Source organism: Pantoea sp. BL1 (assembly GCF_000963985.1).
Classification (GTDB): domain Bacteria; phylum Pseudomonadota; class Gammaproteobacteria; order Enterobacterales; family Enterobacteriaceae; genus Pantoea; species Pantoea rwandensis_B.
The window spans coordinates 1-13,217 of sequence record NZ_JZRH01000076.1 but is presented as its reverse complement, the minus strand read 5'-3'; the positions used below and the strand labels follow the sequence as shown (position 1 = coordinate 13,217).

Here is a 13,217-nt window from a genome sequence, read left to right as displayed (position 1 = left end):
CCCTGAATCTGAGCACTATGGTCATACTTGCACTGACTACAGCGATGATCATCTTAAACGCCCCATAAAGGCCAGCCCGAAGAGCAAAGCGTTTGCGCCAGGGATGGCGCGGCCGATCTGCATGGATGCGGGGTTTCTTTGCGATCGGGCTGGCCTTTATGGGGCCGGGCACCGAACCATCAGCAACTTCACCTAACATTCAAAAATATGAGCGTTAAAACCTGCAACCCCTACCCAACATCCACAAATCTGAGCACCGATACAAAAAAGGTGCGCAAATTTGCGCACCTCTCAAAACAAACATGACGCTCACAACTACGAAGTTAAACGCTTAACCGGCGCATTCTTCTGACGATCCCACATTACCGTTAGCAGACGTTGCAAAGCGATAAATGCAAACAACAGAATACCGATGGCGATCTTTGTCCACCAGGAACTCAGCGTGCCATCAAAGTTAATCCATGTCTGAATCAGACCCTGGATCAACACTCCAAACAACGTGCCGAGCACCGTGCCCACACCGCCGGACAACAAGGTGCCGCCGATCACCACCGAGGCAATCGCGTCCAGTTCCACGCCTAATCCCGCCAGGGCATAACCTGCCGAGGTATAAATCGAGAACACAATCCCCGCCAGTGTCGCCAGTGTGGTGGAAAGCATATAAATCTTGATGGTAGTGGCGCGAGTAGAAACTCCCATCAACTGCGCCGATGTCAGATTGCCGCCGATGGCATACACCTGATTACCAAAACGCGTGCGATGCGCGAGGATAATCCCGCCGATCACTACCACCAGCATAATCACCGCCAGCAAGCTAAGACGCCCGCCACCGGGGATCTTCCACGCCAGACTCGACAGTGTGGAATAGAGCGGATGATCGATAGGAATCGAGTTTTCGGAAACCAGATAGCTGCAACCGCGCAGGAAAAACATCCCCGCCAGCGTAATAATAAAGGCCGGGATCTTTAGTGCATCAATCAGCCAACCCATCATGGCACCGAATAGCGCCCCCATTGCTAGCACAATCGCGAAGGCAAGAATCGGATCGACGTGATAATCACCGATGATTTTCGCCAAAAATACGCCGCTAAAGGCGATAACGGCCCCCACTGACAGATCGATACCGCCTGACAAAATCACAAACGTCATGCCCACGGCGATAATGCCGAGAAACGCGTTATCGGTCAGGATATTGCAGATCACGCGTGTCGAGGCGAAGCCAGGAAACTGACTCAGACAGAACAGATAACCGGCGACAAACACCAGCAGCGTAATCATCAATGGCAGATGGCGTTTAATCATTTTGGACGTCTCCCTTTCAGCATGGCGATAAAGCGCGGCGATTGCAGCAACAGCACACACATCACCACCACCGCTTTCACCACCTGATTCAGCTCCGGCGGGAAGCCAGACAACAAAATACCGGTATTCATCGACTGAATAATCAGCGCGCCAACCAGCGACAACACCAGATTAAAACGCCCGCCCATCAGCGATGCGCCGCCAATCACGACGGCAAGAATGGCATCCAACTCCAGCCACAAACCGGCATTGTTGGCATCGGCGCCACGTATATCCGCTGCCACGATCAGACCTGCAACTGCTGCACACACACCGCTGATCGCATAGGTGGACATCACCACTAACCAGCTATTTACACCGGCATTACGTGCGGCGCGCAGGTTAATCCCCACCGCTTCGATAAACAGGCCCAGCGCGGTTTTGCGCGTCAGCAGCCACACTAACAGTGCCACCAGCAGCGTGATCCACACCGGAACCGGCAGCATCCACAGCGAGCCGCTGCCAAACCAACCGAGGCTGTCGCTGTTAAAAGTCACAATCTGACCCTGAGTAATCAGCTGTGCAATACCGCGCCCGGCCACCATCAATATCAACGTGGCAACAAACGGCTGAATCTTCAGTAGCGCCACCAGCACGCCATTCCATAAGCCACAGGCAAGGCCGGTGCCAAGGGTGGCGAGGATAATAAAACTCAGGCTGTGCCCCGCAACGGTCAACGTGGCCGCCGTCGCCCCCGCAATCGCCATCACCGCACCTACCGACAAATCAATCCCGCCGGTGGCAATCACCAGCGTCATACCAATTGCCAGTAGGGCAACGGGGGCAGCGCGGTTGAGGATATCAATCGGGCTGCCAAACAGGCGACCGTCCTGGATATGCACCGTAAAAAAATTGTTTGCGACCAGGCTATCCACCAACAGCACCAGAATCAGCGCAACAATTTGCGGCATGCCTGGCGGTAACTTCGGCTTACGCCGTTCAGGTTTTGGATGTGTCATAGGGGATTCAAGCATGTTGTGCTCCTCCATCGGCGATGGCATTCACAATCGACGCCACCGACAGCTGCTCCAGCGGGATTTCAGCCACCTGCTTCAGATCGCGCATGATCAACACGCGATCGGCATAGCCCACCAGTTCTTCGAGTTCAGAGGAGATAACCAGTAACGCCAGTCCATCGGCGCACAGGGTTTCAATCAAACGAATGATCTCGGCATGTGCACCAACATCAATGCCGCGCGTCGGTTCGTCGAGAATTAAGAATTGCGGCTTCGTCACCAGCCAGCGTGACAGCAGCACCTTTTGCTGATTACCGCCGGAGAGTAATTCCACTGGCTGATCGGCATGTGGCGTGCGAATTCCCAGGCTTTTGATAAAGCGTTCTGCGATTGCCTGTTGTTCACGCCGTTTAATCGGACGCAGCCAGCCGCGTTGTGCCTGCAGCGCCAAAATAATATTTTCACGCACCGAAGCCGCACCGATGATGCCGTCGGTTTTACGATCCTCCGGACAGAATCCCATCCCCAGATGGGAGGCTTTGGCCGGTGTCCGAATATGCTGCACTTTGCCTTTGATGGTGGCAGTGCCCCGATCCGCACGACGGATACCAAACAGCACCTCGGCGGTTTCGGTGCGCCCCGATCCCAGCAAGCCGGCTAAGCCCACCACTTCTCCCGGACGCACCTCGAGGTCGAAAGGTTCAATGGTGCCCTTCTTGCCGTAATCTTTAAATGACACAACCGGTTGATTGCTCTTCAGCGTACTGCCCTGACGCTGCAAGGCGGTCTCCAGCAATTCGCGCCCCAGCATCAGTTTGATCAATTCGATTTGCGGCAATGATGCCGTATCACGCGTGGCAATAAACTGGCCGTTGCGCAAAACGGTAATACGATCGGTGATGCGATACACCTGGTCGAGAAAATGAGTGACAAAAATCAGGCTCATTCCTTTGGCTTTCAACTGCGCCATCAGGGTGAACAGCATTTCAACTTCGCTGGCATCGAGGCTGGCGGTAGGTTCGTCGAGGATTAACACCTGAGCGGAGAGATCCACGGCGCGACAAATCGCAATGATTTGCTGCATCGCGACTGAGTAATGGCCCAGGGGACGCGTCACGTCGAGCGCAAAACCGTAGTTGCGCATCAGCGCATCGGCATCACGCACCATACGCTTGCGGTCGATCATGCCAAAGCGGCGCGGCTCGCGGCCGATGTAGAGATTATCTGCCACCGACATATTTGGCAGGAGATTCACCTCCTGATAAACCGTACCGATGCCCATTTGCTGCGCATCGGCAGTATTGTGCGGTGAAATAGTACTGCCATTCAGGGTGATAGTGCCGGCATCCCGGGTGTAAACACCGGTCAGCACTTTAATCAGCGTGGATTTTCCGGCACCGTTTTCGCCCAGCAGCGCCATGATCTCGCCTTTGCGAATGCTGAATGAGACATTATCCAGCGCTTTCACGCCGGGGAAACCTTTGCTGATACCGTTGAGTGTCAGGAGTGCGGATGCATCTGAGGTGCTCATCAGGTTCTACCTCGCCTTACGTCATGAAAAACCGCCCCGAAGGGCGGTTGCGGGGATCAGTAACCCATGCCTTTTTTGGTGTCGAGCTGTGCCTGCGCGGAATCTGGCAGATACAGTTTCGATTCGGTTTTGATGATTTTTGGTGGCATCGTGCCGTCTTTTTTGAATTTCTCCAGCGCATCAAAAGCCGGACCTGCCATATTTGGCGTCAGCTCGACGTTGGCATTGGCTTCACCCGCCAGCATCGCCTTATAAATATCCGGCACACCGTCGATGGATCCGGTCAGAATATCTTTGCCTGGCTTCAGACCCGCTTCTTTAATGGCCTGAATGGCACCGATTGCCATATCATCGTTATGCGCATACACCATGCAGATGTTCTTGCCGTTGTTTTCCGCTTTGATAAAGCTCTCCATCACCTCTTTACCTTTACTACGCGTAAAGTCGCCGGACTGAGAACGGATCACTTTAATGTTGTTATGGCCCGCGATGGCGTCGGCAAATCCTTTCTTACGATCGATGGCTACGCTGGCACCCACGGTGCCTTGTAACTCAACCACGTTGCACTTCTTGTCACCGACAGTTTTCACCAGCCAGTCACCGATCAACTTGCCTTCCAGCACGTTGTCTGCGGTCACCACCGCCATGTAAAGCGATTTATCTTTCACCACAATGGCGCGGTCTAACAGGAACACCGGAATTTTGGCATCTTTGGCTTCTTCCAGCACCGGTTCCCAACCGGTCTGCACTACCGGCGCGATGAAGATGGCGTCAACGCCCTGCGCGATAAATGATCGCACCGCTTTGATTTGGTTTTCCTGTTTCTGCTGACCATCGGCGATTTTCAATGTGATACCGCGCTTTTGCGCTTCGCTTTTCGCCACGTTGGTTTCCGCTGAACGCCAGCCTGATTCCGAGCCAACCTGTGAGAAGCCCACCGTCATATCCGCGGCAAGTACCGAAGTACTGAGCGCTGAACTGACCATGGCGGTTAAGAGTAAACGTTTCCACATAATTTCATTCCTCTGAAGGGAGTGTGCTGTAGGGGTACAAAACGCAGATTAAGCCTGGCGTAAAAGTAAAAAAACAAGCGCGACACACCTCACAAAACAGAATGAATTAAAGGAGTTACGAAATTAACCCGCTAAGAAGTCGTACCAGCAATATGGACAATTTGCCTGATATTTATTTCAATGGCGGTTAAATAAATGTAATAAACAGAATCGGTTAGGATGGTGGCTACTGGAAGCGATTACAGGCGTTGCGTAAAGAATGGTTATCGAGTGCGAGCAGCAGCAATGATCAGTTTTGTGATTATTCGCACACTATGTGATTTGCAGTTTCAAAGCGTGTACATGAAATTGCTGAACTGTTCGAGATAAATTGACCTGAAAAAGGTTCTATAAGAATGAAAATCAGCACATTAAGCATAAAAAAGAATGACCACTTTCATTTGCGTTTGAGGTGTGAGCTTTTTTCACATCCTGCCGCCTGCCAGGGCTAAATTTGCCTTAATCTCAGTCTGAAATGCGCGTTTAAAATAATGAAATGAGGAAAAAGTGTCTTTTCATGAGCGAATTAGCTCACGTTGTCTGATTTTTGATTTTTTTTAACGCGGGTGTATGGACTCTGGCCGCGTGCTCCCTATACTTGGGCACTTCCCAGTTTTCTATTTTTTAATGGCAATCATGACTGCGCTAGATTACCTGTTGAAATTCCGCAAAGTGAATAATCTTGAGAGTCTGGAAAAACTCTACGACCATCTCAATTATTCGCTGACCGATGATAATGACATCATCAATATGTATCGCGCTGCCGATCACCGTCGTGCTGAACTGGTTTCCGGCGGCCGCCTCTTCGATATGGGCCGCGTGCCAAAATCGGTCTGGCGCTACGTAATGTAATGGGTTTTCCCCACCTTTTTCTGCACTATAGCGTTGTCCATGTCGGGCGTGCCCCGTTTGGACATTCAACGCCTTCTTAATTTCGCTACAGGATCCGCAAGATGACCGAATCGGTAAACCCGCCGCGTATTGCTGGCTGGCTGTTATTGCCGCTGGCCTGGTTGATTATGACGATGCTGACCAGTGCGCTGGTTGTGGCCATGTATCTGAGCCCGTTGTTTGATACTGAATTGCGTACCACGTTGTTCACTCATGCCAGCCAATTGTTCACGCAATGGGCGATTTCCCTGCTCACCGCAGGCGTGGTTTGGGTCTACAGTATTTGGGTTTGCTGGATGTTCTGTAAACGTTCGCGCCGTTTACCGCGTCATTACATCCTGTGGTTACTGATGACCGTGTTACTGGCGTTGAAAACCTTCGCGTTCACCCCGGTGACGGATAACAAAGCCATTCAAACGCTGCTGTTGTCACTGCTGGCGGCGGCGGTATTTGTGCCCTACTTCAAACGCTCTCAACGTGTGAAAGAGACGTTTATCCAGCCATAACGGCGCGAGTTTCGTCAGGAATTTAATTCTGAGTGCTCTCAACACCCACACATTTTGTGTAGAGGTTGAGATGCACCTCTCAATTCCGGATAATAGACGCCTTTCGGCTTCCCAGGTTAAAAAATGACCGATTACTTACTTCTCTTTATTGGCACTGTGCTGGTGAACAACTTCGTGTTAGTGAAGTTTCTCGGCCTATGCCCCTTTATGGGCGTGTCAAAAAAATTGGAAACCGCCATCGGCATGGGACTCGCCACCACTTTCGTGATCACCCTGGCGTCGATTTGCGCCTGGCTGGTGAACCATCTGATTCTGGTGCCGCTCGATCTGGTGTACCTGCGTACCCTGGCGTATATCCTGGTGATCGCCGTGGTGGTGCAATTCACCGAAATGGTGGTGCGCAAAACCAGTCCGTCACTCTATCGCCTGCTGGGCATTTTCCTGCCGCTGATTACCACTAACTGTGCGGTGCTGGGTGTCCCTTTACTGAGCGTCAATCTCAACCATACCTTTATGCAGGCTGCGGTCTATGGCTTCAGTGCCTCGCTCGGCTTCTCCCTGGTGATGGTGCTGTTCGCCGGTATGCGTGAACGTCTGGTATTGGCCAACGTCCCTGCGCCGTTCAAGGGCAACTCAATTGCCTTAGTCACCGCAGGTTTGATGGCGCTGGCCTTTATGGGCTTTACCGGGCTGGTGAAATTCTAATGACCGCGATTTGGATTGCTATTGTGGCTATTGCTGCGCTGGGCCTGGTTTTTGGCGCCCTGCTCGGCTACGCCTCGCGCCGATTCGAGGTAGAAGAAGATCCGATCGTTGAACAGATCGACAGTATTCTGCCGCAGAGTCAGTGCGGCCAATGTGGTTATCCCGGCTGCCGCCCGTACGCCGATGCCGTGGGGAATAACGGTGAAGCCATTAATAAATGCGCCCCCGGTGGCGAGCAAACCATGCTCAAGCTGGCCGCGCTGCTTAACGTTGAACCGCAACCGCTGGATGGCGGTGAGGAAGTGCAGGAACCGATCCGCACCGTGGCCTGGATTGATGAAGCCAATTGCATCGGCTGTACCAAATGTATTCAGGCTTGCCCAGTGGATGCCATTGTCGGCGCCACCCGCGCCATGCATACCGTGTTGAGCGATGTCTGTACCGGCTGTGATTTGTGTGTCGCTCCCTGCCCGACTGACTGTATTGAAATGCGTCCGGTTGCCACGACCACGGCCAACTGGAAATGGGATCTCGAAACCATTCCTGTACGGGTGATCCCGGTAGAAACTCATGCTTAATCTGCTAAAACTGTTCCGCAAAGAAAAACTGTGGGATTTTCAGGGCGGTATTCATCCACCTGAGATGAAAACCCAGTCAAACGGCACGCCGCTAAGCCAGTTACCGCTGCCTGAACAATTCATCATTCCGTTAAAACAGCATATCGGCCATGAAGGCGAAATTTGTGTGTCGCCTGGCGATCACGTTCTGCGTGGTCAACCGCTGACGTTTGGCAGCGGACGCATGCTGCCGGTGCACGCGCCGACTTCCGGCACCATCGAAGCGATTGCGCCACATATGACCGCGCACCCTTCGGGTCTTTCCGAGCTGTGTATTTTACTGCGTGCCGATGGTGAAGACCGCTGGACTACGCTCGACCCGCAACCTGACTTCCGCGCGCTGCCGCGTGAAGAGGTCGTCAAGCGTATCCATGAGGCCGGCGTGGCCGGTTTAGGTGGTGCAGGCTTCCCGACCGCCACTAAACTGCGCGGTGGATTGCGCGGGGTCAAAACCCTGATTATCAACGCCGCCGAGTGTGAACCTTACATCACTGCCGATGACCGTCTGATGCAGGACTGCGCGGCTGAAGTGCTGGAGGGATGTCGCATCCTCGCCTGGGTATTGCAGGCAGAGCGCGTGCTGATTGGCATAGAAGATAATAAACCCGAAGCGATTGCGGCGCTGAAGCAGGCCTTGGGCGGTGATCGCGAGTTGCAACTGCGCGTGATACCGACCAAATATCCGTCTGGTGGCGCCAAACAGCTGACGCAGATTCTTACCGGTGCCGAAGTCCCGCATGGCGGCCGTTCCACCGATATAGGCGTGCTGATGCAGAACGTGGGTACCGCATGGGCGGTAAAGCGCGCCATTATTGATGGCGAGCCGATTACCGAACGTGTCGTCACGCTGACCGGCGAAGCCATTGCGCAACCACGTAACGTTTGGGGACGTCTGGGCACGCCGGTGAGCCATCTGCTGCATCATGTTGGTTTTGCGCCAGGTTCGCGGCAAATGGTGATTATGGGCGGCCCGCTGATGGGCTTTACACTGCCATCACTTAATGTGCCGCTGGTGAAAATCTCCAACTGTATTCTGGCACCGTCTGCCAGTGAGATGGGCAATAACGAAGAAGAACAGTCCTGTATTCGTTGCAGTGCCTGTGCGGATGCCTGCCCGGCGAAGCTGTTGCCGCAACAGTTGTTCTGGTATAGCCAGGGCGGCGATCATGAGAAAGCGCGCGCCCATAACATCGATGACTGTATTGAGTGCGGTGCCTGTGCGTACGTTTGCCCCAGCAATATCCCGCTGGTGCAATATTACCGCCAGGAGAAGGCCGAGTTGCGCGCCATCGATCTCGAAGCGAAACGCACCGCTGAAGCGAAGGCACGTTTTGAAGCGCGTCAGGCGCGTTTAGAGCGGGAAAAACTGGCGCGTGAAGCGCGTCATGAAGAAGCTAAACAGCGTGTGGCACGTAGCGATCAGGGTGAACGTGACGCGGCGATTGCTCGCGTGAAGGCGCGTGCCGCCAAAACACCAGAACAGGAAACTGCCGAGCGTGAGGCTCGCCATGCGCAGGCGTTAGCTCAGCAGGCGGAAAAACAGTCAGAGACGCAGGCGCTGAGCCGCCAGTCTGGCGATCCACGTAAAGCGGCGGTTGAAGCCGCGATTGCGCGTGCTAAAGCGAAGAAGTCTGGTGTGACTGAGCAACCGGTAGCCGACGTTGCTAAAACACCTGTTGCTGAGGCTGATCCCCGTAAAGCAGCGGTTGAAGCTGCTATTGCGCGTGCTAGAGCGAAGAAAGCGGCTGCGGCTGGTGAACAAGTGTCTGAGCTTGCTGATGCAGCCACAGCCGCTGAAGTTGATCCTCGTAAAGCGGCGGTTGAAGCCGCCAATGCGCGCGCTAAGGCGAAAAAAGCGGCTGCAGCAGCTGAGCCGACTTCTGAGTCTGCTAACGCACCACAAGCACCTGAGCCTTCTGATGCAGCAACTGCTGCAGAAGTGGACCCGCGTAAAGCGGCAGTTGAAGCGGCCATTGCCCGAGCCAAAGCGAAGAAGGCAGCGGCGGCAGCTGAGCAGATTTCTGAATCTGCTGATGCAGCACCTGCCGCTGAAGTCGATCCCCGTAAAGCGGCAGTTGAAGCGGCCATTGCCCGAGCCAAAGCGAAGAAAGCGGCTGCGGCAGCTGAGTCGACTTCTGAATCTACTGACGCACCACAAGCACCGGAGCCTTCTGATACAGCATCAGCTGCAGAAGTGGACCCACGAAAAGCAGCAGTTGAAGCAGCCATTGCTCGTGCCAAAGCGAAGAAAGCGGCTGCGGCAGCTGAGTCGACTTCTGAATCTACTGACGCACCACAAGCACCGGAGCCTTCTGACACAGCATCAGCTGCAGAAGTGGACCCACGTAAAGCCGCGGTTGAAGCCGCCATTGCGCGCGCTAAAGCGAAGAAAGCTGCGGCAGCTACCGAGCAAGCTTCTGCATCTGCTGAAGACGCGCCTGAATCATCTTCTGAAGTGGAGGCTGCTGCCTCTCCTGACTCCGCCGACCCACGTAAAGCGGCAATTGCTGCCGCGGTCGCCCGTGCCAAAGCGCGTAAAGCGCAGCAGCAGCCTTCGACGACTGAGGAATAAATGGCTTTTCGTATTGCAAGTTCTCCTTATACCCACAACCGCCGCAGCACTGGCAACATCATGCTGCTGGTGGTGCTGGCTGCGCTGCCGGGCATGGCCGCGCAGTGGTATTTCTTTGGCGTGGGTTTTCTGATTCAGGTATTGCTCGCCACCGCCACTGCGTGGATCACCGAAGGCGCCATTTTGCGTCTGCGCAAAACGCCAGTGGTGCCGACACTCTCGGATAACTCCGCCCTCCTCACCGCGCTACTGCTCGGCATCAGCCTGCCGCCGCTGGCGCCCTGGTGGCTGGTGGTGATTGGCACCGTATTTGCCATTGTCATCGCGAAACAACTGTATGGCGGTCTGGGTCAAAACCCTTTCAATCCAGCGATGGTCGGTTATGTGGTCTTACTGATCTCCTTCCCGGTGCAGATGACCAGTTGGTTGCCACCGGATTCCTTGCAGTCCATCAAACCCGGTTTGCTCGATTCTCTGAGCATGATTTTCACCAACCATACGCTGGCCGGTGAGACCATGCAGCAGCTACAAATCGGCGTGGATGGCATCAGTCAGGCCACACCGTTGGATACCTTTAAAACCGGCCTGCGTGCCGGGCACAGTGCTGAGCAGTTACTGGCTGAGCCGATTTATACCGGCGTGCTGGCGGGATTAGGCTGGCAGTGGATTAACCTCGGCTATCTGCTGGGTGGCATGCTGCTACTGGCGAAGAATGCCATTCGCTGGCACATCCCCGTCAGTTTCCTCGTATCGCTGGCGTTCTGCGCCACTCTTGGCTGGTTGTTCTCGCCGGAATCGCTCAACTCGCCACTGATTCATTTGTTCTCCGGGGCGACCATGCTCGGCGCGTTCTTTATCGCCACCGATCCGGTCACCGCGTCGACGACTAACCGTGGTCGTCTGGTTTATGGCGCACTGATTGGTTTGCTGGTGTGGCTGATTCGCAGTTTTGGTGGTTATCCGGACGGTGTGGCCTTCGCGGTTCTGTTGGCGAACATTTGCGTACCGCTGATTGATTACTACACCCAGCCGCGCGTTTACGGCCATCGCAAGGATTAAAGATGTTCGATGCTATTCGAAAAAATGCTGTAACGCTGGCGGCGTTTGCGGTAATCACCACCGGTGTGACTGCTGTGGTGAACTATGTCACCAAGCCCACGGTGGAGCATCAGACGGCACTGCAGCAAAAGAACCTGCTCGATCAGGTGGTGCCCACCGATATGTATGACAATCATATTCAGCAAGAGTGTTTTCTGGTCACCGACGCGGCGGCGTTAGGCAATAACCAGCCGCATCATCTCTATCTGGCACGTAAAGGTGATCAGCCGGTCGCGGCGGCGCTTGAGACCACCGCCCCAGACGGCTATTCTGGTGCAATTCAGATGCTGGTCGGTGCCGATTTTCACGGCAAAGTATTGGGCGTCCGTGTGGTTGAACATCATGAAACACCTGGCCTGGGCGACAAGATCGAACTGCGTATTTCCGACTGGATCAATAGCTTTAACGGCAAAGTGGTGCACGGTGCCGACGACAAGAACTTTGCGGTGAAAAAAGATGGCGGTGAATTTGATCAATTTACCGGTGCCACCATTACTCCGCGCGCGGTGGTCAATGCCACCAAACGCACCGCACTACTGATTGAAACGTTGCCAGCGAAGCTCTCTTCGCTGCCTGAATGTGGAGATGCACCATGAGTGAAGCGAAAAACCTGCTGGTTGGTGGCCTGTGGAAAAATAACTCCGCATTAGTGCAGTTGCTGGGTCTGTGCCCATTGCTGGCCGTGACCTCAACCGCCACTAACGCCCTCGGCCTTGGCCTGGCCACCACCTTGGTGCTGACCATCACCAATAGCGCTATTTCGGCTTCGCGTCGTTGGGTGCCGGCTGAAATCCGCATCCCCATTTACGTGATGATCATCGCTTCGGTGGTGAGCTGCGTACAAATGCTGATTAATGCTTACGCTTATGGTCTGTATCAGTCATTGGGCATCTTTATTCCTCTGATCGTGACCAACTGTATTGTGGTGGGCCGCGCTGAAGCGGTGGCGTCGAAAAGCAGCATCCCGCTCTCCGCGCTGGATGGATTTGCCATTGGGATGGGCGCGACCTGCGCGATGGTGACGTTAGGCTCGATTCGTGAGTTGATCGGCAGTGGCACGCTGTTTAATGGCGCGGACCAACTGCTGGGGCCGTGGGCCAAAGCACTGCGCATTGAAGTCTTTCATTTTGATTCACCGATGTTGCTGGCGATGTTGCCGCCAGGTGCGTTTATTGGTTTAGGTATGCTGCTGGCGGGTAAATACCTGATCGATCAGAAAATGAAGCAGCGCGCCGCCTTGCGAGCATCGGAACCTGAAATCGCGCCGCAAGGCGAAACCGGGAAGGCCGCGTGAACAAGGACAAGCGGCTGCAAATTCTCACGCGCCTGCGTGATGATAACCCCCATCCCACCACGGAACTGAATTTCAGTTCACCGTTTGAACTGTTGATTGCGGTCCTGCTCTCGGCACAAGCGACGGATGTCAGCGTCAATAAGGCCACCGCAAAACTCTATCCGGTGGCCAATACCCCTGCAGCGGTGCTGGCGCTAGGCGTGGATGGCGTGAAGGAATACATCAAAACTATCGGCCTGTTTAACAGCAAAGCGGAGAATGTGATCAAAACCTGCCGCATTCTCATCGAACAGCATGCTGGTGAAGTCCCGGAAGATCGCGCGGCATTAGAAGCCCTGCCTGGCGTCGGTCGTAAAACCGCTAACGTGGTGCTGAATACCGCCTTTGGCTGGCCAACCATTGCGGTGGATACCCATATTTTTCGCGTCAGCAATCGCACCCGTTTTGCGCCCGGCAAAAATGTCGAAGAAGTCGAAGACAAGCTGATTAAAGTGGTGCCATCCGCCTTTAAAGTCGATTGTCACCATTGGTTGATCCTGCACGGCCGCTACACCTGCGTGGCACGCAAACCGCGCTGTGGATCTTGCCTGATCGAAGATTTGTGTGAGTTTGACGCTAAAGAGTCTTAGTATCTGCCAGGGGCTTCAGCCACGG

General features: G+C 54.3%; 14 protein-coding genes. 10 read left to right on the top strand and 4 right to left on the bottom strand.

The window, feature by feature from the left end; translation table 11 throughout:
• Positions 1-196, top strand: a 196-nt coding sequence (locus tag VH86_RS26235; protein ID WP_231647394.1) for a hypothetical protein, incomplete at its 5' end; no start/stop codon positions are given.
• 119 nt (positions 197-315) lie between these two features.
• On the opposite strand, the gene yjfF is transcribed toward VH86_RS26235, so the two are convergent.
• Genes yjfF through ytfQ form a run of 4 tightly spaced genes read right to left on the bottom strand, consistent with a single transcriptional unit; the run spans position 316 to position 4,841 of the window.
• Positions 316-1,302, bottom strand: coding sequence for a galactofuranose ABC transporter, permease protein YjfF (yjfF, locus tag VH86_RS24155; RefSeq protein WP_038647220.1), 987 nt, complete (start codon positions 1,300-1,302; stop codon positions 316-318).
• A complete protein-coding gene (gene ytfT, locus VH86_RS24150; protein WP_045834379.1) occupies positions 1,299-2,315 on the bottom strand; it encodes a galactofuranose ABC transporter, ATP-binding protein YtfT in 1,017 nt (338 codons plus the stop codon). The genes yjfF and ytfT overlap by 4 nt, the downstream gene beginning before the upstream one ends.
• Entirely contained in the window at positions 2,308-3,828 is a 1,521-nt protein-coding gene (gene ytfR / locus VH86_RS24145; protein ID WP_045834378.1) for a galactofuranose ABC transporter, ATP-binding protein YtfR, read from the bottom strand. Before ytfR ends, ytfT begins: the two co-directional genes overlap by 8 nt.
• Positions 3,829-3,884: 56 nt before the next feature.
• Positions 3,885-4,841 carry a galactofuranose ABC transporter, galactofuranose-binding protein YtfQ gene (gene ytfQ, locus VH86_RS24140; protein ID WP_045816967.1) on the bottom strand — a complete coding sequence of 319 codons (957 nt, stop codon included), beginning with the start codon at positions 4,839-4,841 and terminating at the stop codon, positions 3,885-3,887.
• Between the two features lie 675 nt (positions 4,842-5,516).
• Between ytfQ and ydgT the strand changes: the two genes are divergently transcribed.
• The 9 genes from ydgT to nth all read left to right on the top strand — a co-directional run bounded on the left by ydgT (position 5,517) and on the right by nth (position 13,192).
• Positions 5,517-5,732, top strand: coding sequence for a transcription modulator YdgT (ydgT, locus tag VH86_RS24135; RefSeq protein ID WP_038647227.1), 216 nt, complete (start codon positions 5,517-5,519; stop codon positions 5,730-5,732).
• A 101-nt stretch (positions 5,733-5,833) separates the two neighbouring features.
• Positions 5,834-6,277: a DUF2569 domain-containing protein gene (locus tag VH86_RS24130; RefSeq protein WP_045834377.1), complete on the top strand. Its 444-nt coding sequence runs from the start codon at positions 5,834-5,836 to the stop codon at positions 6,275-6,277.
• 123 nt (positions 6,278-6,400) lie between these two features.
• Positions 6,401-6,982, top strand: coding sequence for an electron transport complex subunit RsxA (rsxA, locus tag VH86_RS24125; RefSeq protein ID WP_034827413.1), 582 nt, complete (start codon positions 6,401-6,403; stop codon positions 6,980-6,982).
• Complete coding sequence (gene rsxB / locus VH86_RS24120) at positions 6,982-7,560, top strand: electron transport complex subunit RsxB (protein WP_034827415.1); 579 nt, start codon at positions 6,982-6,984, stop codon at positions 7,558-7,560. The genes rsxA and rsxB overlap by 1 nt, the downstream gene beginning before the upstream one ends.
• Positions 7,553-10,171, top strand: coding sequence for an electron transport complex subunit RsxC (gene rsxC, locus VH86_RS24115; protein ID WP_045834376.1), 2,619 nt, complete (start codon positions 7,553-7,555; stop codon positions 10,169-10,171). The genes rsxB and rsxC overlap by 8 nt, the downstream gene beginning before the upstream one ends.
• Positions 10,172-11,230 (top strand): electron transport complex subunit RsxD, encoded by a 1,059-nt coding sequence (rsxD, locus tag VH86_RS24110; RefSeq protein ID WP_045834375.1) that lies wholly within the window; start codon positions 10,172-10,174, stop codon positions 11,228-11,230.
• 2 nt (positions 11,231-11,232) lie between these two features.
• Positions 11,233-11,865, top strand: coding sequence for an electron transport complex subunit RsxG (gene rsxG / locus VH86_RS24105; protein WP_038647233.1), 633 nt, complete (start codon positions 11,233-11,235; stop codon positions 11,863-11,865).
• Positions 11,862-12,563, top strand: coding sequence for an electron transport complex subunit E (locus tag VH86_RS24100; RefSeq protein WP_045834374.1), 702 nt, complete (start codon positions 11,862-11,864; stop codon positions 12,561-12,563). The genes rsxG and VH86_RS24100 overlap by 4 nt, the downstream gene beginning before the upstream one ends.
• Complete coding sequence (gene nth / locus VH86_RS24095; protein ID WP_038647237.1) at positions 12,560-13,192, top strand: endonuclease III; 633 nt, start codon at positions 12,560-12,562, stop codon at positions 13,190-13,192. The genes VH86_RS24100 and nth overlap by 4 nt, the downstream gene beginning before the upstream one ends.
• Positions 13,193-13,217 lie beyond the last annotated feature (25 nt).

Bases quoted from the DNA above. Each gene is read 5' to 3' on its own strand.
- yjfF (WP_038647220.1), bottom strand. From the start codon at position 1,302: ATGATTAAACGCCATCTGCCATTGATGATTACGCTGCTGGTGTTTGTC.
- ytfT (WP_045834379.1), bottom strand. From the start codon at position 2,315: ATGCTTGAATCCCCTATGACACATCCAAAACCTGAACGGCGTAAGCCG.
- ytfR (WP_045834378.1), bottom strand. From the start codon at position 3,828: ATGAGCACCTCAGATGCATCCGCACTCCTGACACTCAACGGTATCAGC.
- ytfQ (WP_045816967.1), bottom strand. From the start codon at position 4,841: ATGTGGAAACGTTTACTCTTAACCGCCATGGTCAGTTCAGCGCTCAGT.
- ydgT (WP_038647227.1), top strand. From the start codon at position 5,517: ATGACTGCGCTAGATTACCTGTTGAAATTCCGCAAAGTGAATAATCTT.
- VH86_RS24130 (WP_045834377.1), top strand. From the start codon at position 5,834: ATGACCGAATCGGTAAACCCGCCGCGTATTGCTGGCTGGCTGTTATTG.
- rsxA (WP_034827413.1), top strand. From the start codon at position 6,401: ATGACCGATTACTTACTTCTCTTTATTGGCACTGTGCTGGTGAACAAC.
- rsxB (WP_034827415.1), top strand. From the start codon at position 6,982: ATGACCGCGATTTGGATTGCTATTGTGGCTATTGCTGCGCTGGGCCTG.
- rsxC (WP_045834376.1), top strand. From the start codon at position 7,553: ATGCTTAATCTGCTAAAACTGTTCCGCAAAGAAAAACTGTGGGATTTT.
- rsxD (WP_045834375.1), top strand. From the start codon at position 10,172: ATGGCTTTTCGTATTGCAAGTTCTCCTTATACCCACAACCGCCGCAGC.
- rsxG (WP_038647233.1), top strand. From the start codon at position 11,233: ATGTTCGATGCTATTCGAAAAAATGCTGTAACGCTGGCGGCGTTTGCG.
- VH86_RS24100 (WP_045834374.1), top strand. From the start codon at position 11,862: ATGAGTGAAGCGAAAAACCTGCTGGTTGGTGGCCTGTGGAAAAATAAC.